We start from the raw sequence: 23,356 nt of genomic DNA on the forward strand, positions 1-23,356 counted from the left end.
AATGCTGCGCGCGATCATTTCGGAACCCTGCGCGCCATCAACTCGGTACGGTGCGCACCATCATCTCGGAATCCGCACGAGCTTCCATAACGAGCATGCGATGAGGTTGCTCGCAAAGCGTAAATTTAAAGCAAGTGACAAGGCGGGCTTTGTACCAAACGCTCCGATCTGTGGCTGGGGCAACGCGCTGGGCTGAGGAGCGGGATGATTTGTTCGTCGCGTACGGTGCTTGCCGGCGCAAAGCCCCAGTTTGCCATTAGTATTTCTGTGAAAGGCTCGCCCAACTCTTCATTCGACTCACCTGGTCGAGCAAAGGTTCAGCATGAATCATGCGGCTGAGAATCGCCATGAAATATTGGTAACCGACGAACAGCGCGAGCTGGAGCGGTGCAAGCAGGAAATTGCGCGTCTCAAACAGCTGATTGTGCAGCTTTCTGAACTTGTCGTACGCAAGGTCGTAGAGGACGCCGACGGCTGACGATCGGAATCGACGTCAGCCGCTCAGCGGCCTTTCGGATCGTAAGTCGGCGGAAACCGAGCAGTTTAGATAGCTGCGCTGTGCAGTCCCGCAGCGCGGCTCGCCGCGAGGGCAGGGGAGTAGCCCTGCCTTGTCTCCGGGCGAAGCGGGGACGCCTCACTTCTAGCCGAACCTCATGAGGGGTTCGATAGTCGAGCAACGCACTCGGCAATGGCCGAAACTCTGCCGCATCCAAGGGGATATTCAGTCCTCGAACGCCCTTGCGTCCTGCCGAGTCGCTGCCGCAAAATGAATCCGGCACTGTGAGTGCTCACTCTGGCAAACGCGTTCTGAGACGCATCCCCGGAGTACCATCGGCGTGAGTAAGCGCGCTCCGCTTTAGATTGATGGCGGTCTGCCGATGCCAAGCTGCTCGATGGCGAGCTTGGAAATCTCTGCCGGATCGCGAACGCCTGTTGCGCCGATCTCGATAATTTTCTTTGCGACGATTTCGGTAATGGGGTCGTTACGATCAACCAAGCCCAGCGAGCGTAGGGCCCGTCTGTAGGCCGAGTTTAGACGCTCTATTTCTTCCGGTCCTAGTTTGCTGCCCTGGAGCAATCGACTGATGATCACCGCCCTAACCCACGCCCTCCCGCCGAATGGCGGGCTCGAAAATGCGCCGGCGATGGTCAGGGCTGTCTTATGTCGGTTGAAACGCGTCAGAATCCCTTCGGATTCGCCTCGGCGTAACCGCCTTTATCGTCCCATTTATAAACGACATAGTCGAGCTGCTTGATGTCGCCCTTGGCGTCATATTCCAGCTTGCCAATGACAGTGTCCCAGGTGCCCGCCTTGATCGTATCTATGACCTTCTTCGGATCCGTGGTGCCGGCCTTGGCCACGGCCTGCGTCCACACCTGCACGGCAGCGTAGGTGTAGAGCGTGTAGCCTTCAGGGTCGATATTCTTGGCCCTGAACTTTTCGACGATCGCAGCCGCCGTCGGCTTCTTGCGCGGGTCGGGTCCAAAGGTGAAAAGTGTGCCTGCGCCGGCGGCGCCGGTGATCGCGGCATATTCCTTGTCGGCCAACGCGTCGCCCGACATTAGAACGGTCTTCAGGCCCTGATCGCGCATCTGGCGCAGAATAAGGCCAGCTTCCTGGTGATAGCCGCCGACATAGACGAGGTCGATATCGTCATGCTTCAGACGCGAGACGATCGCGTTGAAGTCCTTGTCGCCCTTGTTGTAGGACTCGTACATCTTCTCGGTGACGCCAGCATTGTTGAGGGCCTTCTTGGTCTCGTCGGCGAGACCCTTGCCGTAAGTTGTCTTGTCATTGAGGATGGCGATGCTTTTGCCCTTGAAGTTGTTGGTGATGTACTGGGCGGCAATCAGGCCCTGCTGGTCGTCGCGGCCGCATACGCGCGCTACGTTCCACAGCTTGCGCTCGGTGAACAGCGGGTTGGTCGAAGCCGGTGTGATCTGGAGCACGCCGCCGTCGGCATAGGCTTCCGACGCCGGGATCGACGAAGAAGAGCAAAAATGTCCGGCGACGAATGGGATCTTGGCGCCGGCGATCCTTTCCGCCACCGAGCGCGCCTGCTTGGGATCGCAGGCATCGTCCTCGACGTGGAGAGCGAGTTTCTTGCCTAGTACGCCGCCGGAAGCATTGATCTGCTCCACCGCCATTTCCGCGCCGTTCTTCATCTGCCGGCCGAAGGCGGACTCGCTCCCAGTTATAGGTCCCGCGACGGCGATGGTGATGTCGTCCGCGAGTGCTGCTGACGAGAGCACGATGGATGCTCCAAGTGCCAAGCCGATGAGCCTGAAGGAGTTCATTGGGTGGTCCCTCGCGAGGTGTAGGCAAAAGCGAGCAGGCTCAGGCAAACCAGCACGAGCCCGGCCGCGGTCAGTGCCAGGAAGATGTCGGAAAGAAGGTCACGATTGCGCATCAAGCACCCTCCATTGCGCCGCAGTGGAGAGCCGCAGTCCCGCTTTGGCTCGATAAGAAAACAGGCCCCTCGGCCGAAACACCGAGCGTCCAGCGGGGAAGGCATCTGTAGAAAGGCCGCAGCCCGAAAGTAGGGTGTTGAACACTCGTAGAGCGGTATCGATCTCATACGGGCCCGCTAGTCAACGCACAGGGTTTGCCAGCGTGAAACTAGCGGAATCGGCGGACTATGAAAGCAATAGGTCTGTCCGTAACGTACAGAACGTGCCTTTAACTCCCTGGCAGCAATCCTGACGGTATCCGGTAATTTGATGCGTGAGTAGCGCCGCTCGCGGATGGTCACAGACCCTCTTCTATAGATGGTCCGTGCAAAGAATGTTTGCGCTGGAGTCTCGAAGGGCGATAAACGTGGGTGCAACTCAGCTGACCTGATGGAGCGGGCGTGCTTGCTGGCTTGAAACTGTGCAAAGCGTACCGTTCTGATTAACTGAGCACGCCTCCAGACCGTGTGCCGCACACGTTTATCGGTTCCGTACAAAGTCGTCGACGCCGATAACAGGCGTCATCTGTCACTGACTTGTTGGGCTCCATCCTGTTCGGAATTGTGCGCCTAGTACAAAAATTCGATGAATTTATGCGCCAATTGAGCGCCTGCATCGCAGCTTTGCGCTGATGTTCCGATTAAGAAAAGCCGTCTTGCACCGAGATTGTAAGTAGTTCCGCGTTCACAAGGAAACAAGACGCACCAATACCGCTGGGCCTTGCACCTGGATCATCTGCGCTGTGGCCGTCGGCCACGGCGCAGTGATGCGGCCATTGCCTACCGCCGGCATTGGTGCTGCAGATGACGACTATCGCAAAGCAAGGAGTTATCATGGCTAAAGTGCCTCCTTTTCATTCGAAAAAGCCGACCGCAAAAAGGTCTATCACGACAACGACAAGTGCACGGAAGGCAACAATATCGAGCGGCAATATCTTGCCCCCGGTAGTGGCGGCCGCCCGCGCTGCGAACACTGCAGCCGTTTAGCGTAGTCGGCCTCACCTTGCTGTGGTGCGGAAAACTCGCTCTCACCACGGGCGTTTCCAGTCTGCCCATCAACAAGCCGGTATACCGTAACCGGTATGAGCCCCCCACCTGGGCATCGCGCGAATGAGCTGCGATACAGCCGGGTATGAACTGTCTTTTGGAGGTGGGCTATGGCAGATGCCATGCATGAAGCCATGCTTGATGCCAGGCAGGAAGGCGGCTCCTATCGTCGGATCGAGGTGATCACGGGGCAGCGTCGGCGACGGCACTGGACGGCGGAAGAGAAGGCCCGGATCGTGGCGGAGAGCTTTGAGGAAGGGGCCAATATTTCCGAGGTCGCTCGGCGCCATGGCGTTGTCCGTGGGCTGCTGACGGTGTGGCGGCGCAAGTTCGCGACGGCAGCGAGCTTTCAGGCGCCAGGCTTCGTGCCGGTCCGGATCGCTTCCGAGACCGGTCCGGATCGCTTCCGAGAGCGGTCCGGCGACGGCAGACGAGCCGGACCGGTTAGCGTCCGCGCATAAGGTGCTGCCGCAGATGGCATCGCCCCCAGGCAAGCTTGGCGGGATGATCGAGATCGAGGTGGGCGGGGCACGCATCCGGGTCGAGCCCGGAGTGGAGCTGGCGACGCTTTCGACAGTGCTATCGGCGCTTCGGGGCATCCGTTGATTGCATTACGGTCTGACCTCAAGGTGGTGCTGGCGGCACAGCCGGTCGACTTTCGCAAGTCGGTGCACACGCTATCGGCGCTGGTGAGCGAAGCGCTGCGTGCGAACCCGTATTGCGGCGACGTCTTCGTGTTCCGCAGCAAGCGCATGGACCGAGTGAAGCTTCTGGCGTGGGACGGCAGCGGCATGGTGCTGGTGACGAAGTGGCTGCACCAGGGGCGCTTCACCTGGCCGCCGATCCGCGATGGCGCGGTGCATCTCAGTGCGACGCAGCTCGCGATGCTGCTCGACGGACTTGAGTGGACGCGTGTCTCACCCAAACCTGTGAAGCAGCCGGCGGTTGTCGGCTGAGAGGTGAGGATTTCGCTGGAGCCTGTGGCGCGCGGATGTATCGTTTGATCATGGCGATTCGCCCCGACGCTCTCCCGACCGATCCAGCAGCGCTAACCGAGATGGTGCTCGCGCTTGACGCCGAGAACGAGAAGCTGCGCGTGGCGATGCAGACGCTCAAAGAGATGATTTTCGGGAAGCGCTCGGAGCGGCTTGCGGTGATGGTCGCGGCCCAACTGGCGCTCGAGCTGGGCGATCTCGAGACCGACGCCACCACGCTACCTGCGTCGACCAACGACTCTGCGCCCGCGACGAAGCCGTCCGACAATCCGCGCAAGAAGGCGCGCCGCAACATCGGTGCGCTGCCCAAGCACCTGCCGCGTTGCGAGCAGGTGCTGGAGCCGGCGGCGACCGCATGCCCGTGCTGTCAGGGTCAGCTTCACAAGATCGGCGAGGACGTCAGCGAGGTGTTGGACGTGATCCCGGCGATCCTGCGGGTGCTGCGGACGATCCGTCCCAAATACGCCTGCCGCGGTTGCACCGACGGCGTGGTCCAGGCGAAGGTGCTGCCGCGTTTGGTTGAGGGCGGCATGGTATCGACGGCACTCGTGGCTCACGTGGTGGTCTCGAAGTTCGCTTGGTATCTGCCGCTGTACCGCCAAGTGCAGATCCTGGCTGGCCAGGGCATTCATCTCAACCGCGCGACGCTCGCCGGCTGGGCGAAGCGTGCAGCTTGGTGGCTCAAGAGCCTTTATGAACTTCAGCTGCGGACGATCCAGGCTTCGCCGCGGCTGTTCTGCGACGAGACGCCGATGCCGGTGCTCGATCCCGGGCGACATCGCACCCGTATCTGCCAGTTCTGGGCGCATGCCATGGATGATCGCCCATGGGGCGGCCCATCGCCGCCGGCGGTCGCCTATGTGTTTGCCGATGGCCGCGGCACCGAGGAGATCGCCGGGCAATTGACCGGCTTCTCCGGCATTCTGCAGGTGGATGGCTATGCCGCCTACGCTTGCCCGCGGTCATGGCGGCGCGATCCAGCTCGCTTTTTGTCTCGCCCATGCCCGACGCAAATTCGTCGAGGTGTACAAGACGATGCAGTCGCCGTTCGCTCACGAAGTGATCGAGCGCCTGCAAGCGGTCTACGCCATCGAGGCCGAGATCCGCGGTTTGAGCGCCGAACAGCGGCTTGCCGCCCGCCGCACCAGGACCGCACCGCTGATGGAGGTGCTGAAGGCGCGACTGACCTCGATGCTCGACCAACTGTTCTCCCAGTCGAAGCTGGCGGAGGCCATCAACTATACGCTCAATCACTGGGACGGTCTGACGCTGTTTCTCCGCGACGGCCGCGTCGAGGTCGACAGCAACACCGTCGAGCGTTCAATGCGCCCGATTGCGATGGGAAGGCGGAACTCATTGTTCAGCGGCAGCGAGGGCGGCGCTGAGAGCTGGGCAATTCTTGGGTCGCTGGTCAATACGGCAAAGCTCCACGAACTCGATCCGCAGGCCTATCTGGTCGATGTGCTGGAGCGCATCGTCTCCGGTCAGACCAGGAGCCACCAGTTGCACGAACTTCTCCCCTGGAACTGGAAGGCGGCCCGCGAGCTCAGCGCACGGGTGGCTGCATGAGCCGGCGCCGCCGTTCATCATCATCTTCATCATCGATGGCGGCAGCCGTGATGCCGCTCGACGAGCTGGAGCCTTGGCTGCAGGCTCGCGCCGGGCTGCATCCCGTCGCCACGAGTCTTCCCATGCTCGACGGCTATGTCGCCGCGATCGTGGCCGGGCCGGTGTCAATGAGTGCGCCCAACTGGATCTGTCCGCTACTCGCCATCGACGCCGACGCATTCAACCACGGCGGCACGCCGGAATTCGCTGCGATTTCGGCCGTCGCGCTGCGCCACAACGACATCAGTAACGTTCTTTCCACCGCACCACATCGGTTCGCGCCGATCCATCGCCGCAAGCCGAATGCCGACGTTGATGCGCGGCCGTGGTGCCAGGGATTCTATGCCGCCATGCGGCTGAGACTATCGGCCTGGGCCTCGCTGCTCGACATCCGCAACATAAATCACGGCTTGCTCCTGCCCATCCTGCTGCATTGCGTCGACAATCAAGGGCATCCACTCCTTGGACCGCCAAGACCAGGCCGCGAGACCGAGGAATTCCTGCGCAACGCCCATACCGACATTCCGGACGTCGTCGAGGCCATGCGCCAGTACTGGATGCCGACCCGCTACGCTCGCGCGCGCTGATCACTGCAGACGTGGGAGCTCATACCGGTTACGGTATACCCGCTGATCGAGGTCGCCTAATTACTGCAACGGGTGGACGCGCGAAAGCGCGCGCCCAGCGCAATGGGGTGACCTCGATCGGCGTGGGCCGCCGGCGCACCTATCGTACATGCCCTGGAGAATTGGAACGCCATAAAGCTACAGGCGCCGTCGGTGTGGAGAACCTATCGCTCCACAGCCCTTTGCTGATGGCTTCGCTTAGCGACGGCTTGCCTTCCTGGAAAGCTGGTATGTCCAGCGAGAGGGGCCGAACTTGTTGTGGTCCATGCGGTAGCTGGCGCGCACGAACTGGACGACGCTTTGAGTTATCGCGTTGAGCGGGACGCGGCCGGCTAGGACGGCCTCGACCATATCGCTGATGATGCCATCGCGCTTCGGCACAACGGCGTTGATGCGTCGGAGCAGATCCAGGTTTGCAATGCGGATGGTCGAGCGGCGCCGCCGAATTGACAAGTTCACTGCGGAGCTAGAACGAGCAGTTGGCCGGTGCGTTCGTCGCGTCGATAGGATATTTCGGCCCTGATCGCGGCGGAGCCGGACACGGGCCAGCTCTTAGCCCCCGCATGCCTCGTTGCTTACAGAAAATGCTTTCATTCAATGTCATTCAACAAGGTCCCCATCGCTCGACCTGGAGTTCAGGGATTGACGAGCCCGGTAACTTTGAGAACGACTAGCCGGCGCGTTGCTGTGGTGCCGGTCCTTGCTGCCCAGCCGGACGGGGTACAGTTGCATGCAAGATTCAATTTAGTCGGACGAGATGGCATGCAAACGCCTTAGACATGGATCGTGGGCGCGAGCACTCCAGGTCTGCCGGATCGAAGATCCGCTGCCAGGCTTGCAAGCCCCAATGCGGCTCGCCGCAATGGGCAATCGCGCGAGGCATGGAGAAGGCGAAGCCAGGTGCCGGCGAAGTCAAATGCGATCTTTGCGGCGGAAGTGGGAATCGAGCGGGCTCGTCGTTCCGGTGGGTTTGTCGGGTTTGCAGAAGTGCAGGGTTGCATATAAGGAATTAAGCCGACAGTTCGTCATCCCCACGTCCACGACGATTGAAATGATAATGGCCCCGATAGCCAGAGCCGCAGTGAGTCCAATCCAACTCATGGCTTCATGACAAAATCAGTTGGTTCAATACCGTCTGACAGGGCTCATTGATGGAGCGATACAAGGAGTGTTGCATGCACGAGGTGGCCGACGGGCTTGCCGGAACAAGTGAAGTGTCGAGAACTAACGATCAAGCGTCATTCGATCGCATCCAGTGCAGCGCAAGCTACGAAGCGCAGTGCCCCCGAGCAGCCGCTCCCGATTGCTGGCCTTAAGACCGTCACGAGCTCGACTGAAAGGACGAGCTCCGCTCCCATGAGAGAGGGGCCGGGGCCGCTCACGCTGCCCGAAAGGCGGGGAACCACGCTGCTGAGCCTGCTGCTGGAGAGCGCTCTCGCCTCGGACGAAATGTCATTGCCTGACGACATAAGCATGCCATCGCCCACATGGGCGCACGCCTTTTCAAACAGCACCCTCTGCACATCATCCCAGTTCTAGCTTGAGACATAATAGCGAGCAGACGCTTGCCGGGAAACCGTCGACGAAATTAATATCTCAGGAGGGCTTTCTTCGACGTCCTCAGCAAAGAGGTCTCGGCAAGCAGAAAGCACAGTGGCTCGCATCACGCTTGAACTCTCCTTGCTTGCTGCCGGTCTAACATTATCGGCAGTGCGGCTGTCGCGGAGATGGTTGGATTGACGGTCCTGTTTGATCCCATCGCGTAGACCCGGCCATAGCGCAGCTCTCAGGTCAAACGACAACTAGAGGAGCGCAGGCGCGGGCGTTTCGAGTTCTATGCGAGTTAACCGACAAAGCGCGCACACGCATCAATCCGCCCGGTAAGACGCTGCATCAGCGTTCGTTCAAGCCTCGGATGGAGGCTCAACTGGAACAGCAAAGCCCGCTTTTACACGATCCAATATGACCATGGTTTTGAAGCTCTTGATGTCCGGGTTCACATAGAAGAATCGCCGCGTGAACTCCTCATAATCTTCCATGGTGCGCGCGGTAACATATAGGACAAAGTCCGCGTCGCCCGTGACGTAGAAGCCATTGACGACCTCAGCCGACGATTTGATGGCTTTCTTGAATCTGTCGATTATATCTGAACGCTCTCGCTCCAGGGTCACCAGCGTGAGCATTTGAATAGGTCTGCCCACTGCTTTCGGCGAAACGATCGAGACGTCGGCCTCGATGATGCCTTCCGAACGGAGCCTCTTCAGTCTTCGTTGGCAGGCGGTAGCAGAAAGCCCGACCAGTTCGCCGATCACATCGGAAGTTAGCCGGTTGTTCTTTTGCACGATCTCGAGGATGCGGGCGTCTATCCGATCGTATTGCATAATCGGCTCCCCAGCTTGAGGTGAATTTCATCCCGAAATGCCTGCGAGGCGCAGGAAATCGTCCAAAACGATCCTAAATGCATGCGATGATTTCAAGAAATGACGACGTGAGCGAGCGCTCCGTCCAGACCGCTGGCGGTGAGGCTACTGCGCGGGAAGCCGATCATCCTGGTGAATGGAGAGCAGCCAGTGAACGTTAACGTCCACATGTAAATGGCATGAGGTGTTAGTGTAATCAACCTGATGTTTCCCCGCGCCAAAGACCGATCGTAGTTAAAGGAGCGTCCATGCTTTCACAATTTCAAGCTGGCTATGTTTTTCTTAAGCGTTTTGCTTTCGGGGAGCACGGGCTTGTTCGGCTCCGACTTACTGGCGCCTTTGCTCAAGCTACCGCTCGATTTCGGCCTTCGCACCATTAACGCCGTCGCGCCAAAGACCGGTTACAATGCTGGCACTCTTCTCAAACCGTTCCTCCACGATCCGGGCCTTCTCCCTTTCCTCTTCTTGTGGCGTTGCTGCTAGCGCCTCCGGGTGATCACCTCGATGCGACGAAGGGATCACCTCCCTGCTTGGTATCGAGGATCGCATTGCCATCGCAGCTCCACGGATCAACTCGGTGCCGGCTGGAGTGCGGGTGAGGCGAAGGATGGCGAGGTGAGGACTCATGCCGGGTACGGTTCGTTACGTGTTGAGCGGCACAGGCACTGAATTTTACTTCAGTCTCAAGGCGAAAGGAAATGTGGTCGTCAAGAGCCGTTCAAAGGCAGAACATTGTTCGGCCAGGCGTTTCTCGAGGAGTTTTCGCTGCTCATCAGGCAACTCGGTTTGGAGCAACTTACGGCAATGCCAAATGTTGTTCCGCGTCGATCGGATCTCACTTAAGCTATCGTCAATCGAAGTCATCACTGATGCAGACTCATGTTGGAATTCCCCCTGAACACTGATCAACAGTGTCATTGTTCGGCGAAGCCACACACTGGATTTGCAGCTTCATCACGGATGTTTCGGTGTATGTTGGGAATGACCGGAAGATCAGGACCGACAGTGGCATCCACGCCACCACGGTGGCATCGATGGACGCAAGTCTTGCGCGCCGATCTCGCGGCCACCACAGATCACATGCCCTCGACCGAGCCCAGAAGCAAACTGTAGCGCATTTCACCGACAGTCGGCATTACGTCGATAGCCTCCCTACGTTGTCTTCGTCGCTTGGACACGCCCGCAGGTAAGTGCAGAAATGCCAAAGCTCGCGCAGACTCTCGCGGTGCGTGCTGGACACCGAGCGCATGAGTGTGATTTGACTGCGCCACCCTCGCGAAGCAACTCGCATTATCGGAGTGCTTCACGAAGATTGCCGAATTTAACGGACATCTCAATCTCAATTAATGCAACAAGCGGGGCGTTCGCGGTTAAATTCTGCATTTTGTGCCCTTCTTCGATTGATTTAGCCGGCCGAGGGCCATTGGAGTGCGCGTAGCAGCATTCCTGATCTCGTCAGTGGCGATACGGCCACGCGAACGACGTGCAATGGACGAACCATTGGTCACCGGCAGCTTTGTGAGGCTCTTTGCTTCTTGGAACATAGGTGGCTTCAGGTCTGACTTCGGCTGCCTCGCCTCTTTCGTTCAGCTGCAAAGTGGCCGGCGGGCATCTGCGAACTTACCGACACGGTCGTGCTCTCCTGGCGTGTACCCCGTCATCGTCCGTTCCGTACCAACAGTGGACGCGATAACGAGCGAAATCCAAATGAGAGTGCTCCGGCGTTAACAAATTGCCGGGTAGGTCGTGAGCCTTGACGGCGCCGTTAACATTCGAAGAGAAGCGGCGGATCGTTGCCGAAAGCTACGGCGGGTTGCGATTGTTACGGTAACGGCGCAACGGGTTGTCTGCGAGCTAATTGTGTCAATCGGAACAGGCCAGCCGATGCCGACTGGATGGCCCGTGGGACCACGTTCATCCAGGGATCGTGCCGAACGGACGGCCTGGAAGGCCAGTTGCAAGTGCCACCTCGACAACATCCACGCCGGCGCGATCACCCGCAGATAAGTCTGGCCGGTGTCGGCGAGAGCCGCGCCAGCAAATTCCATTGGTGAATGCGGGCGTCAACCCCTCAGTCGGGCCTGCAGTGCCGGGCGACTGACGCTGAGGTTGTTAAGGTCCAGCAGGTCATGCTGCTGATTCCGCTCGATGTCGCCCACGATTCCGGAATGATCTCGCCCACCATTCCGAGATGATCTCGCCCACCATCCGGGATGATGTCGCCCGGGGTCACGAGGCCTCTTCTGGCTCCGCTACGGTCCCGCCTTTCGGCTTTGCGAAGGGGACCTGGATGCCGACGGAGAGGTTTGCGATGCGCCATGTGCGCGATGTGATCCGATTGAAGTCGGCCGGGATGCCGACCCGCGAGATTGCGCGGCGGGTCGGAACGGCACCTTCGACGGTGCGGTTGACGATCCGCCGGTTCGAGGCGGCGGGGCTGACCTGGCCGTTGCCAGACGACGTCACCGACACGGTGCTGGAGGCCCGGCTGTTCGCCAGCGCCGGAGCCGGTCCGGGCACCCGGCGGGGCCATCGGCGGCAGCTCGAGCCGGACTGGGCGGCGGTGCATCGCGAGCTCAAGCGCAAGCACGTGACGCTGTCGGTCCTGTGGGAGGAGTACATCGCAGGCGAACCCGGCGGGTATCGCTATTCGCTGTTCTGCGAGCTGTACCGGGCCTGGGAAGGCCGGCTGTCGGTGACGATGCGCCAGTCGCATGCAGCCGGGGACAAGCTGTTCGTCGACTATGCCGGCGACGGCGTGCCGGTAGTGATCGACCGGTTCACCGGCGAGCGGCGCGCCGCGCAGATCTTCGTCGCGGTGCTCGGCGCATCGAGCTTCACCTACGCGCAGGCGACCTGGACGCAGGGGCTCGCCGACTGGATCAGCGGCCACGTCGGCGCCTTCGAGGCGATCGGCGGCGTGCCGGCGCTCTTGGTGCCGGACAACACCAAGGTCGCGGTGATCAAGGCCTGCCTCTACGATCCGCAGGTCAACCGCAGCTACGCCGACATGGCGGCGCATTACGGCACCGCCATTCTGCCGGCCAGGCCACGGCGGCGGTCCTCATGCTCGAGCGCTGGCTGCTTGGACGGCTACGCCACCAGACCTTCCACAGCCTCGCCGAGGTCAACGCGGCGATCGCCGAGTTAATGAGCCGGCTCAACGAGGAGCGACCGATCCGGCGGCTCGGCGTGACCAGCCGCAAGCTAGAGGAGATCGACCGGCCGGCACTCAAGGCCTTGCCGGAAAGCTCTTACGTGTTTGCCGAGTGGCGAATCTGCCGGGTCAGCATCGACTATCACGTCGAGGTCGAGGCGCATTACTACAGCGTCCCGCATCGCTTCGTCCGCGCCGAAGTTGAGGTACGCGTCACCGCCCGCACCGTCGAGATTTTCCACAAGGGTGAGCGGATCGCCGCGCATCAGCGCATGAGCGGCAACCACAAGCACACGACCGTGCCGGAGCACATGGCCTCCAGTCATCGGCGCTACGCCGGCTGGACCATCGAGCGCATCCGCAAGGATGCCGCCATCATCGGACTTGCCACCGCGGCGCTGTGCGATCTGATCCTCGATGAGCGTTCGCATCCGGAACAGGGCTTCCGCGCTTGCCTCGGCATCATCCGGCTCGCCCGATCTTACGGGCAACAGCGGCTCGATGCCGCCGCCATGCGGGCGATCGATATCGGCGCGCGCACTTACGGTTCGGTCAAATCGATCCTCGCCAACAACCTTGATCGGCGTCCTTCACCCACGCGCTCCGCGGACGACGCGCCGATCCTTCATCCCAACATCCGTGGGCCGCGCTACTACAACTAGGGAGATCACGCCTTGCTCGCCCATCCGACCCTCGATCAGCTCCACGCGCTCGGCCTTCATGGCATGGCCAAGGCTTTCGCCAACATCGAAGCCGGCGGCGAGGCCGCCAGCCTCGGCCACGCCGAATGGCTTGCGCTGCTGCTCGAACGTGAAGCGTCGCTGCGGCGCGACAAGCGACTGTCGAAGCGGCTGCAATACGCCAAGCTGCGCCAGCAGGCCTGCGTCGAGGACATCGACTATCGCACCCCGCGCGGCCTCGACCGCAGCCTCTTGACCATGCTGGTCGAAGGCCAATGGATCGACGACCACGCCAATCTTTTGATCTGTGGCCCGTCCGGCGTCGGCAAGAGCTGGCTCGCTTCGGCGCTCGGCAACAAAGCCTGCCGCGACAATCGCTCCGTGCTCTATCAGCGCGTCCCGCGACTGTTCAGTGATCTGGCCCTGGCGCGCGGCGACGGCCGGCACCCGCGTCTGCTGCGCGCACTCGGCCGTGTCGATCTGCTCATCCTCGACGACTGGGCCTCGAGCCGCTCGACGCCGCGGCCCGCCACGACCTCCTGGAGATCCTCGAGGACCGCTACGGCCACCGCTCCACCATCGTCACCAGCCAGCTCCCCGTCGATCAATGGCACGCGCTGATCGGCGACCCAACCTACGCCGATGCCGTCCTCGACCGCCTGGTCCACAATGCTCACCGGATCGATCTCAACGGCGAGAGCCTGCGGCGAACCCGCAAGCCCGGCCGAAAGGCCTGAGCCAGTGGCGCTGTGGACATGCCGCTATGCTTGGACAACGCGAAGGGCGTTGCCCACATGCCCACAGCAGGAGCAGCAAAAAAACAAGTCCTTCGAGCCGCGATTCAAGATTTACCACGCGGCTTCGCCGATGCCAGAAACCACACAGCCAGAACGCCTTGCGCCCCGGGCGATATCAAATCGGAATGGTGGGCGAGATCATCTCGGAATCCTGGGCGAGATCAAATCGGTACACCCGGGCGAGATCATCGGAATCCGCAGGTCATGCTGCCCATGCGCCAGTTCCCTCACCAGTGCTCGCGTGCCGTCCACGACAAAGACGCCGCAGTCATAGCTATTCTGCTGCTGGGCTATGCAGGCTGGCCTCAGGCTGAGGCCCAGCCGTTCTGCGAACTTGACTGCGCGGGCTTGGTTGGACCCCGGGATGGAGTCGTAGTGATAGGCGAGCGGCCGTTGCCCGTTGCTGCGATCAACGAACAGCAGCGACCAATGGGTGCGGCGTTCATTAAGACGATCGGCATTGTTCATTGGCAGAAATAGGAAGTCGGCTGTAGCATCACCATTCCGATCGATGAGCAGCTGGAAGTCGCGTCGCGCCTCGCTATCGGTGGCCGCCAGCCCAGCTGATAATGGGCTACAAGAGGATCCACGAGCTGCGTCCGGGCGGCGAGATCCGGATGGCTCTCCTGCAACCGCGGGCGCCAGCAGGTCATAATCCCTCTGGATATGCTCATCGCCGAGCCACTGGGTGTCCTGGAGCACCAGCCCGGGCTCCCGGAACGAGGCCGTCGGGTCCAAAGCCGCGATCGGAGCATCCGAGGAGGTGGCCGAAAATGCCCGGTCAGGATCAACCTCGCCCCGCAATTCGGTCGGTGGGGGCGTATTTAGATCAACAAATGATTCTAGACCAGCGTAGGTGTCTGAGCGAGCTCTGGCAGAATACGCTGGTGCAAAGTGAGCATCGTCGCGCAGTTTAGACGGCGAGGGCGTATTCAGGTCAACGAAAGGCTCAAGACCGCCGGAGGTATGTGACGGGGGCCCGGCAGTTGATGGTAATACTGGTTCTTGCATCTGCCGGCCCAACGAAGCCCAAGCTCCCGCGCTCCGGGTGGCCGGCGTCCGGGGAAGCTCCTGCACCGAGCCGGACTGCCGAGCGCCCTGCGCGGCCGGCGAACCCGGCTGGTCACGGGCTTGCAGCCCCAGCTCTCGGTTCGTCATGATGAGCTTTAAGTAGCGGCGAAGGTGCGACAAATCGAGGCCATATGCTCTGCCTCCAGTGCGTCGGAACGAAGCACCCCTTATACAGCTTCAACAGTTCTTCGAAGGCTTGGACGAGTGACGGGCAGGTCGGTTAGGGGCGCACCAAGGCGACCTTGCCGGCCGGCACAAAGCAGGACAGCGACTTTTTGTGTCCTCGCGAGCTCGCTCTCTTCAGAAGTGTCGGCGCTGGGAGCTGGACGTGCGACCCCGTCACAGATTGAAAAACTCTGCTGAAACATACCACGCGCGTCTAGAGGTTAGCATGCAAATTACCTAAGCGCTCCAGCCCCTGCTCAATGAGAGATATTGGAAGGTAGCTGAAACACAGGCGCACGTGACGGCCACTTCGTGGGCCATAGTTGCGACCATTTACAAGGTGTACGTCGTGCTCGCGGCTCGCAGCTTCAATAAACCTCTCCGGATCCGTATCTGCGGTAAGCCGTACCCAGAACGAGAAGCCCCCGCTTGGCACAGTATATTCCGGCTCGCAAATCCGGCTGCGCTGCAATAACCTATGTACGCTGTCTCGCTTCGCTCGGTAGTGCTCGCGTAAGCGTGTTATGTGCGCGTCAAGAGCGCTCGATTGCAACAACCCCAAAACGATATTACTTAGAACCGGACTTACGCCACCGTCGCGTTTGAGGTGCGCAAGCCTGTTGATGATGTCGGACTCGGCAAGCACCCAGCCCACCCGTAGCCCCGGTCCGGCAACTTTTGAGATGCTATGGACATTGATCACGTTGTTGCCTGGCGCCAGCCAATGCGCTGGACCGTTATAGGGCAACTCAGCATAGACAAGATCCTGCACCAAGAGAGCGCCACTGCGGGCTAGCAGTCCCGCCAATTTGGCCACATAGTCGCATGACATCTGGCGCCCGGTTGGATTATGAAATGCTGGCATTGTGTAGAAAAGCTTCACCCGGGCATTGGTCTGCAGCATTGCCTCGACTTCGTTCAGATCCACTCCCTCTGCGGCCAGACCCAGCTGGACCACGGTTGCACCCGCGATCGAAAACGTACGCAGTGCGCCCAAGTAGGAGGGGTCCTCCGTCAGGACCACGTCACCGGGGTCAATCCAGCCATCGGCAAGCAATTGTAAAGCCTGTGAAGCACCACCCGTAAGCATAACTTGGTTATGCCGCACACCGTACCTCAGTGCGAGCTTTGTACGAAGTTCGGGCAAACCCGCCGCATCCGTGTACTGCGGCAGGTCGGTGGGAGCGACACCTGTACCTCCGTCAAACGCGCCTGGCCACGGCAGTTCTGCAAACATCACCGGATCGGCCAGCGCGTGGCCGAAATTGATACCATGCTTCGCACTTGAGGAGTTGAATGGCGCAAAGCGCTGAGCGATAGCGCTGCGTTTTGAGATGCGCGAATTCATGGCTTCGTCATTCGGACCTTCATGATTGCCAAATCTGTTCTTTGCGAAAGCGCTTATTGTATTCCGCGGCAAAGTTTGCGGGTATTGGCGCGCTGAAATGGGGAAAGTCCACCGACGTCTTTGGCTGGGCTGCTCCGGCTGATGTCTTGAGGGACGGCCGCCACGCAGCACCAAAGTAGTGCTGGCCGTAGCCCATCGCTAGCTCAGGTACTACGGGATAGAGTAGGCTCAGGAACAGCGAGATCTGCGCAGCATTCCATGTCCAACCGTCTGCATGTGCAAAGCCAGCTAGCTCGAAGTATCTGTCGATGATATCAAGCGCATCCCAGAAACGCAGTGCGGTGACCGCATCGGCGTAATCTTCAGCGAAGCGGCGGAAGTTCGGGGAGAGTTCGGTGCTCTCTACTGTGCGTGCATTTTCTGCATACCGGCGTAACGCATCTTCCCAGACCCGAATGCGTGAGGCTGCCGAGATGAGCCCGTCGAGATCAAAATCGTTGGCGTCGGTTCCAAACGGCTTGGCCACTCGCGCCAGTGCATAACGGAGTACGTTTGGCCCCACCTCCCGCGCCACTTCATCGGCCCAAAGAGCATGATCACGGCTGGTGGAAAACTTTTCGCCTTCCAGCTTGTAGAAGTCCTGGACGGAGCAATTTTTGGGAATTGGGTAGCCGCGCGCGAGCAGAGCGCCGGCCACACCTAGCGTGTAATAGAAGCGGTTATCTTGCCCCATGAAGAAAAGAAGCTCGGTGTTCTGGTCGTGCAACGTCGCGTTTGCGTCCAGACCGGCGCGGGCGCATTGCTCGCGAATTCCCGTGTCGAAGCACCAGAGGCCCTCAAACCATGTAAGCAGCGTTTGGCCGATCAGAGAGTCAGGCTGTTTTACCTCCACACCGTGCCTGAAATGGCGGGTCATCGGCAAGCCGCGCACCTCCCGGTGTAGCCAAGCGCGCGCCTTGGCGCGTATCGGCTCGGGCCATGTGCTTTCTCCAATGGCTTCCTGCAGTGGGCGAGCGAGACGTGGCATGTCGAACACGGCCTGGGTGATGGGTCTTAGCACAAGATTGCGGCCGCAGGTGACGTGCCGGGCGTCACGGATTGTGTCGTGCTGAAGAGCCAGCCCGCAGTTCTCACACAGATTGCTGTCGCAAGGCGATGAGCAAGCCGGGCAACGGCCAGTTGCGAGCGAGTCCGTAACGAGCTCATCGCAAGGTTCGCAATACAGTTGGACGCCCGGCCGTACGTCGACGTAGCCGGCCCCTTGCAGCTCGCGGAATATCGCTAGCGCATTTTCCTTGTGCATCGCGCTAGATGTGCGCACGAACACATCAGGAGTAATTTGCACGGCGCGCAAACACTGTAAGATCTGGTGAACGTATCGTTCTGCGACCTCGCTAAAGGATTGGCCGAGCTTTCGTGCCGTTTCGAGCGTATATGTGCCGTGCTCGTCTGAGCCAGTGATGTAGTAGGCCCGATGGCCGGTCATGCGTTGAAAGCGGACGAAAATATCCGCCAGTAAATACACGCCGCCGATGTGACCCAGATGTAGTTTGCCATTAGGGCAAGGCGGCGCGGGACAGACAAAATACGTGCGCACGTCAATCCCACCAAATCGAGACAAACTTGAGGGCGCCGTCCTGGCTGATATTGCGGATAGTGTGCGTCTGATGTGGCGACATGTAACACAACGTCGTTTCGCTAACCTCACGGACCTGACCGTCAACTTCGAATTCTCCACGACCAGAGATCAGCAGCCAAAGTTCGTGCTCCGGATGATCGTGCGGGTCGACCGCATCGCCTGGAGCGAGCTCCACGACTGAAGCGCCAAATGCTGGGCTGAGACCCTCCGGGAGATGCTCCAAAAGGCGCCAGACCAGAACGCCGTATTCGGTTCGCATCAGAGAATGATCGGCCTGCTTCGTGTACACGTTGGTCTTCCTCAGGCGTGGCTATCAATCGCGATAGAATATGCCATTGGGAATCTTTAGATTTTCAAGATCTGCCACCGCTTCCTCTGGTGGGTTGTAGGCGCGCTTCATGCGGTTGTATTCGGTGCGTGTCGGACCCCCAGTGGATGCGCGCTGGAACACCAAGTGAATCGCACGACGCGACCGATCGCTCTTGTTTGGCAGTGAGTAATGGGGCGCATAATCGTCGAAAATGAAAACATCGCCCGCCTTCAAGTGCACCGGCTCCCATCTGAAGGTTTCGGCGATCTCCCGGTGAATCACGCCGCCGGCATCCATCGGAAACACTCCTTCCTTATGGCGAGCTGGCGTGAAGAAAAGCCCACCGTTACCCGGGTCCGAGTCGTCCACGGCAATGGATGCAATTGCGTGCACCATGCGTTCGGGTATCTTGTGCGGGATATGATAGATGTCCTGATGTGGGCGGTATCCGCCGCTGTCCGGATACTTGAAAATCAGAAGTTCCTTCAACATCCGTGACTTCTCATTCAAGAGTGTCTCGACCGCTGTACGAATTCGGCCATCGGCCAGGAGCGCCTCCCGTAGAGGAGCATGGTAGTCTAAGAAGTTCTCGGCCTTGGAGATAATCTTGCGGCTGTCGCTCGTCTTCTCGAACCACAACATCCACTTGTCGGAGCTTACATCCCAACGTGCGACTTCCTCAACGAAACGAGAAATCTTGTCGCGCGTGGCTGGATCGAAGAACTTTTCCAATCGAACATATCCATCCTTATGCCATTTCGATTGTTGTGCCTCAGTCAGCATGTGTGAGCTCCTTCGTAAGATGAGATGGATCAGTTGCGCTTTACCCGAGGCGGCTTGCTAGCACCGCATTAAGAGCGGTTGCGCTCAACAGGCTCAGCAACATCACGTCAGGGCCGAATCCACGGACCAACTGCCCTCCGATCAGGGGAAAGCCGAAGAGCCCGACGAAGTATGCGAGCGTAAAGATCTGCGAGGTAGTGGGCACGGAGACGCCGTGCTCGCCGGCAAGATTGACGGCTATCGTGTTCAAGGTTGAATAACTTAACCCATAGCCGGCGGCAAAGAGGACGGTGGACGCGATATAGAGCGAGGTGCTGCCACCATTGAGAAGGAACAACACCAGAGACGCAGCGGTCAGTAGGATCAGCGTGAGCGCCAGTCGCTGTAAGGGCAGGCTGCCCATCAGATGAGCGACCGAGAAGCGTAGTACCACGCTCGTAGCAGTAAAAACGAGAAAGAACAGATCGGAATTCAAGTGACGTGATGCGGAATACGCGCTCTGATATGTGGACAGTCCCGCGAACATGCAGGCTGAAATCGCAATCATGGCGATGGGGAGTGCTGTGCACTTCTGAAGCAGTGTCGTAGTCGCAGCCAGTGTAATTTCGACATCCGGCATCGGCACTGCCGATAGCCTCGACATCGCACGTCTTGTAAGGTCTACGCAGGCTGCTGCGATCACGCACGCAATCGCAAGCACCGCATAAATCGTGGCCAGCGAACCAGTGTATTTTTCAAGCAAGTGACCAAGTGGAGCCGCTAGGCCGAGCCCAGCCATTTGTGATCCGGATAAGACAGTCAAATACTGAATACGTGCTGAGGGCCGTAGATGGCGGATGATCTGCAGCGGTGCCAGAATGAAGAACACTGACCAGGCAGCGCCCAGCAGTAATCCTCCACCGTACGCCGCTCGCCTGTCGAGGGCAACGCCGGCAAAGGCCAGCATGGCTAACGCCATAAATAGCGAGGCGACGGTCAACGTGGGTAATAGACCTATCCGTTTTGCGAGCCAGCCTGCCAAGCAACAGGAAACGAGAGTGGCAGCCATGCCGCTGGAAATAATAAGACCCGCGGCTCGACTATCCGATCCGAGCGCATGCATGTAGTCCGGCAATAGAAAGCTAGTGCCGTAAGCTGCTGCAATGATAATGGAGGCAATCAAAAATGGTGCAGAGGCGCGGTAGTCGAGCGTGCCTGAAAGCTGGTCGGCGGCTTTAGCCGGTCCATCCGCAATCCGGCCCCGCAGCGGTGAGGTCGAGCCGCCGTTCATTTGCTACCCAACACCTGTCGGGTTGATGGCATCGCAACCACACCGGCCTCTCGTTCAGACGTGTCCGAAGGTGCGTAAACCTCAATCATCTGCCTGTCGGATGTATTCAAATAGAATGGTCGGCCGAGGAGGCTATTAATAATCAGGCTGTTGCGGTATGCGACCAAAGATAGATTGGCGCTCTGCAATCCGTGCTGCACGCGGCTTTGATTTTGTAGATATATTGGTCCTGGCATGTGCCGACTGAAGCGGACTGCGTAGTCCGGGCCGAGTACGGGCAGGCCGTCTTCCATACACGCACCCTCGAGGAGGGCCTGCAAGAAGGGCGGCGTACGTGGCTGGAAACCTGTAGCAAGCACTATACGATCGACGAGGATGCAGCTATTTCGCTGCATTGCGATCTCATCTAGATCTACTCGCCAGCGCTGGTTGTGGGACGCGACGTCTTTCACGACAACGCTGGACAACACACGAAAACGGTCGGCCAGCGTGCCATCCACGCTGCGTTCGTACAGCATTTCATATAGGCGGTTGCACAAATCGACAGAAATACCATCGCTCGTAAGCATCTCGCTCTCGACTATGTCCCGGCGTTGCTGAAGCGGTAGAGCGTGAAAGCGACGGCTATAGGCGGGTGTGTAAGCCTCATTCACGAAGCTGTTGTCGTCGATGGCAAACAAGTTCGAACGCGACGTTGCCCACGTGATCTGGGTGGATACAGAACGAGTAAGAATGTCCTCGATAATCTCAGCCCCGCTCTGACCACCTCCCACGACGAGCACATGCTCGGCTGCATGCGGTAGCTGCCGCTCGAGATAGTCGGCGGCATGGTAGACAGTGTCACATAGCAAAGATCTGGCACAGGCGGGGATCTTGGGCTCTACGCCAACGCCCACAACAACAGCGCGCGCCAAGTATGTGGTTGTATTCGTGCTGATGCGGTAGCCGTCCCTGAAGGGAACAACATCCTTGACTTCCTCGGAGAAGCGGAGCGTATTGAGCCGCCCTACGACCCACCGATAATATTCAATGAACTCCTGCCGGGACGTTGAAGCATTGCGCTTGTTGACAAAGCTGTAGAGCCGACCATGCGCTGCCAAATAGTTGAGGAATGAATATGGGCTGGTAGGATCGACCAGGGTCACGCAATCCTTGAGCGGCGACACCTGTAGGCGACTGTTCGGCAGCGCAAGGCCTGGATGCCAGAAAAGTGCGTCTCGCTTCTCCAGGAAAAGTGCGCGGAGCGGAGTAGGTTCAATAAGCGCTGCGAGGCTAAGGTTAAATGGGCCGATCCCAATTCCGATGACATCCAGCATTTCCACAGAAGTCTCTTTGAGCTCGTGTACGTTCTTGTCGTTGGCGCTTGTGTAAATTCTGCTCGGGTCCGGGTGCGTCGCTTCATTACTGAAGCACGTTTGAGTGACTTGGGATGGGGCGGCGGCTTGGCCTATGGCCGCGAGATGCATGGTGAATTGTGCACCCGCAATGGCCGTGTCTGGCAAGCGTCTGTTGAAACTGGCAACAGTCTCATCCGTGTGAACACTAAAGTCCGGCTGCGACCAGCTTCACCCACCCATCCGGTGGTCTCTCTGCTCATCAGCAATCGCCGTGCCACCCAAAAAATCTCGACTGCGCCTCGTTGGACGAGAAGAACATGCCCACCTTAAGCGTTCCGTGCGGAATTGCCCCCCGGCAGCTCCTGTTGGATTTACGACATTGGGGCGGCAATCGGACATACACATACGGAATACCGAGCGCACGGATCCTTGGCTGAGAAACGAACACACTATGAATGCTCATCTACGCCGACGGTGCTCAAACCATCATGATCTTTCCACGCCTTGTCAGCCTTCGGGCCTCGCAGACCGCTCGTCTGTGGTCGCACCAGGAGAGCTGCGTCGCACTATGCGGGCTGCAGAGATCTTCGGCTCCGCAATGTTGGCAGTTTCTCAGGCAATGGCGGTGGACAGTTCCGCTTTGGCCGATTGCGGCGGCCTCTTTTGGGCTTAGCCAAGAGGCCGGTGAGCGTAAACAACAACCAGCGCCGCCAAGCGCGAGGAGTTTCTGGTGACGGAGCCTTGCCGACGCGCGCTCGTGCGGGCGATCTTCTGATTGGCTAACGTGCGGCACACACCGGCTTGTGCGCTTTCGAAACGTGAGTAGCCTCAAAGCATGTCCTGTTCTAGTAAAAACCTCCGGCCGCAGCGCGCGACCGGAGGCTTGCGTTGGAACGCTAGCACATCGTTGTCCAGCGTTAACTGCTCCTTGCCAGCGCCGTTAACTCGCCACGTTATGGTCCCCCTGGCATTTTCTTTAAGCCACGCACTCAGCGCACGCAGACGTGTAGCTCGCTTCTGCGCAGACTGCCTGAGCTCCGCAGTCGGGTTTCTAAGGTCCTTCAAGGCTTGGCCGAGCGGGGCCTCGATGAGGAGGGCGTCTTCGGGATGAGGAACCAGGTGACGGGGGCGACCAAGGACTCGGGGTTCGGGGGCTTCGGTTTCTTCACCCCCACGCAAGAGCCGCCGGAGAACATCGAGAGCCGATTTAATCCGATTCTGAGGGTCTCGCCCCAGGCTCCTGTAGGCCGAAATTTCCTCATCCAGTGATGAACCGCCTAAAGGTCCCTTGTTAATTGCGTGGAGCCACCGAACAAATACCCAAGCCCGTAAACACTGTTATTGATGCCCCCTGGGGTGAGCTTGCGCTGCTCGGCGTCTAGCCGGAACTTTGCCAAGAGCTCCGCGTCGTCGGCAGGAAGCTGCTCGCCGATTAGACTGTCGAGCGAGGGGAGCTCCCGGGCGCAAACTTGTTCAGCTGCCACCACTCCTCAGATAGGCCCGCACATCGGCGACAAAAGAAGCGTGGGTAGGAGAATCGTTAAGCTGGCCGGCTATGGGGCCCCGATTTTCCTGGCGAGCTATGCGGAATTTTGGGTGATGAGGTGATCAGGCGGCGTGGTTTGCCGGCATTTGGATGACCTCGATGCCGTC

General features: G+C 59.4%; 17 protein-coding genes and 3 pseudogenes. 9 read left to right on the forward strand and 11 right to left on the reverse strand.

Annotated elements, in window-relative coordinates:
- Together AC5ZG5_RS42765 and AC5ZG5_RS42770 are read left to right on the forward strand one after the other, a co-directional pair.
- Nucleotides 1–196, forward strand: a 196-nt coding sequence (locus tag AC5ZG5_RS42765; RefSeq protein ID WP_496165527.1) for a hypothetical protein, incomplete at its 5' end; no start/stop codon positions are given.
- A gap of 126 nt (nucleotides 197–322) precedes the next feature.
- Complete coding sequence (locus AC5ZG5_RS42770; protein ID WP_456646699.1) at nucleotides 323–478, forward strand: hypothetical protein; 156 nt, start codon at nucleotides 323–325, stop codon at nucleotides 476–478.
- 378 nt (nucleotides 479–856) lie between these two features.
- Here the strand turns inward: AC5ZG5_RS42770 and AC5ZG5_RS42775 are convergent, their stop codons facing one another.
- Both AC5ZG5_RS42775 and AC5ZG5_RS42780 read right to left on the reverse strand, forming a co-directional pair.
- On the reverse strand, nucleotides 857–1,093 hold the full coding sequence (locus tag AC5ZG5_RS42775) for a hypothetical protein (RefSeq protein ID WP_456646698.1): 237 nt from the start codon (nucleotides 1,091–1,093) through the stop codon (nucleotides 857–859).
- A gap of 86 nt (nucleotides 1,094–1,179) precedes the next feature.
- A complete protein-coding gene (locus AC5ZG5_RS42780; RefSeq protein ID WP_456646697.1) occupies nucleotides 1,180–2,298 on the reverse strand; it encodes a branched-chain amino acid ABC transporter substrate-binding protein in 1,119 nt (372 codons plus the stop codon).
- Between the two features lie 1,309 nt (nucleotides 2,299–3,607).
- Here AC5ZG5_RS42780 and tnpA point away from each other — a divergent pair.
- From tnpA to AC5ZG5_RS42805, 5 genes and pseudogenes are all read left to right on the forward strand, one after another.
- Nucleotides 3,608–3,958, forward strand: a complete 351-nt coding sequence (gene tnpA, locus AC5ZG5_RS42785; RefSeq protein WP_456646696.1) for an IS66-like element accessory protein TnpA — start codon at nucleotides 3,608–3,610, stop codon at nucleotides 3,956–3,958.
- Between the two features lie 13 nt (nucleotides 3,959–3,971).
- On the forward strand, nucleotides 3,972–4,103 hold the full coding sequence (locus AC5ZG5_RS42790) for a hypothetical protein (protein ID WP_456646695.1): 132 nt from the start codon (nucleotides 3,972–3,974) through the stop codon (nucleotides 4,101–4,103).
- Complete coding sequence (gene tnpB / locus AC5ZG5_RS42795) at nucleotides 4,100–4,453, forward strand: IS66 family insertion sequence element accessory protein TnpB (RefSeq protein WP_257187526.1); 354 nt, start codon at nucleotides 4,100–4,102, stop codon at nucleotides 4,451–4,453. Before AC5ZG5_RS42790 ends, tnpB begins: the two co-directional genes overlap by 4 nt.
- 50 nt (nucleotides 4,454–4,503) lie before the next feature.
- Nucleotides 4,504–6,061, forward strand: a pseudogene (tnpC, locus tag AC5ZG5_RS42800) (IS66 family transposase).
- 50 nt (nucleotides 6,062–6,111) lie between these two features.
- Entirely contained in the window at nucleotides 6,112–6,687 is a 576-nt protein-coding gene (locus AC5ZG5_RS42805) for a UPF0149 family protein (RefSeq protein ID WP_456646694.1), read from the forward strand.
- A 237-nt stretch (nucleotides 6,688–6,924) separates the two neighbouring features.
- Here AC5ZG5_RS42805 and AC5ZG5_RS42810 read toward each other — a convergent pair whose 3' ends face one another.
- On the reverse strand, nucleotides 6,925–7,179 hold the full coding sequence (locus tag AC5ZG5_RS42810) for a hypothetical protein (protein ID WP_456646693.1): 255 nt from the start codon (nucleotides 7,177–7,179) through the stop codon (nucleotides 6,925–6,927).
- A gap of 1,451 nt (nucleotides 7,180–8,630) precedes the next feature.
- A complete protein-coding gene (locus AC5ZG5_RS42815; RefSeq protein ID WP_456646692.1) occupies nucleotides 8,631–9,107 on the reverse strand; it encodes an Lrp/AsnC family transcriptional regulator in 477 nt (158 codons plus the stop codon).
- 2,350 nt (nucleotides 9,108–11,457) lie between these two features.
- On the opposite strand from AC5ZG5_RS42815, the pseudogene istA reads away from it, so the two are divergent.
- Nucleotides 11,458–12,965: pseudogene (gene istA, locus AC5ZG5_RS42820) on the forward strand (IS21 family transposase).
- 12 nt (nucleotides 12,966–12,977) lie between these two features.
- Nucleotides 12,978–13,720 (forward strand): annotated as a pseudogene (gene istB, locus AC5ZG5_RS42825) (IS21-like element helper ATPase IstB).
- Nucleotides 13,721–13,918: 198 nt separating this feature from the next.
- Here istB and AC5ZG5_RS42830 read toward each other — a convergent pair.
- The 7 genes from AC5ZG5_RS42830 to AC5ZG5_RS42860 form a co-directional block, all read right to left on the reverse strand.
- A complete protein-coding gene (locus AC5ZG5_RS42830) occupies nucleotides 13,919–14,482 on the reverse strand; it encodes a Ulp1 family isopeptidase (RefSeq protein ID WP_456646691.1) in 564 nt (187 codons plus the stop codon).
- A gap of 748 nt (nucleotides 14,483–15,230) precedes the next feature.
- Nucleotides 15,231–16,364: an aminotransferase-like domain-containing protein gene (locus AC5ZG5_RS42835; RefSeq protein WP_456646690.1), complete on the reverse strand. Its 1,134-nt coding sequence runs from the start codon at nucleotides 16,362–16,364 to the stop codon at nucleotides 15,231–15,233.
- 19 nt (nucleotides 16,365–16,383) lie between these two features.
- Nucleotides 16,384–17,961, reverse strand: a complete 1,578-nt coding sequence (locus AC5ZG5_RS42840) for a class I tRNA ligase family protein (RefSeq protein WP_456646689.1) — start codon at nucleotides 17,959–17,961, stop codon at nucleotides 16,384–16,386.
- Nucleotide 17,962: 1 nt separating this feature from the next.
- Complete coding sequence (locus AC5ZG5_RS42845) at nucleotides 17,963–18,292, reverse strand: cupin domain-containing protein (protein ID WP_456646688.1); 330 nt, start codon at nucleotides 18,290–18,292, stop codon at nucleotides 17,963–17,965.
- Between the two features lie 24 nt (nucleotides 18,293–18,316).
- A complete protein-coding gene (locus AC5ZG5_RS42850) occupies nucleotides 18,317–19,096 on the reverse strand; it encodes a phytanoyl-CoA dioxygenase family protein (protein ID WP_456646687.1) in 780 nt (259 codons plus the stop codon).
- Nucleotides 19,097–19,136: 40 nt separating this feature from the next.
- Nucleotides 19,137–20,366: an MFS transporter gene (locus AC5ZG5_RS42855; RefSeq protein WP_456646686.1), complete on the reverse strand. Its 1,230-nt coding sequence runs from the start codon at nucleotides 20,364–20,366 to the stop codon at nucleotides 19,137–19,139.
- Nucleotides 20,363–21,682, reverse strand: a complete 1,320-nt coding sequence (locus AC5ZG5_RS42860) for a lysine N(6)-hydroxylase/L-ornithine N(5)-oxygenase family protein (RefSeq protein WP_456646701.1) — start codon at nucleotides 21,680–21,682, stop codon at nucleotides 20,363–20,365. Before AC5ZG5_RS42860 ends, AC5ZG5_RS42855 begins: the two co-directional genes overlap by 4 nt.
- Nucleotides 21,683–23,356 lie beyond the last annotated feature (1,674 nt).

It is taken from the genome of Bradyrhizobium sp. Ses1, assembly GCF_059512365.1.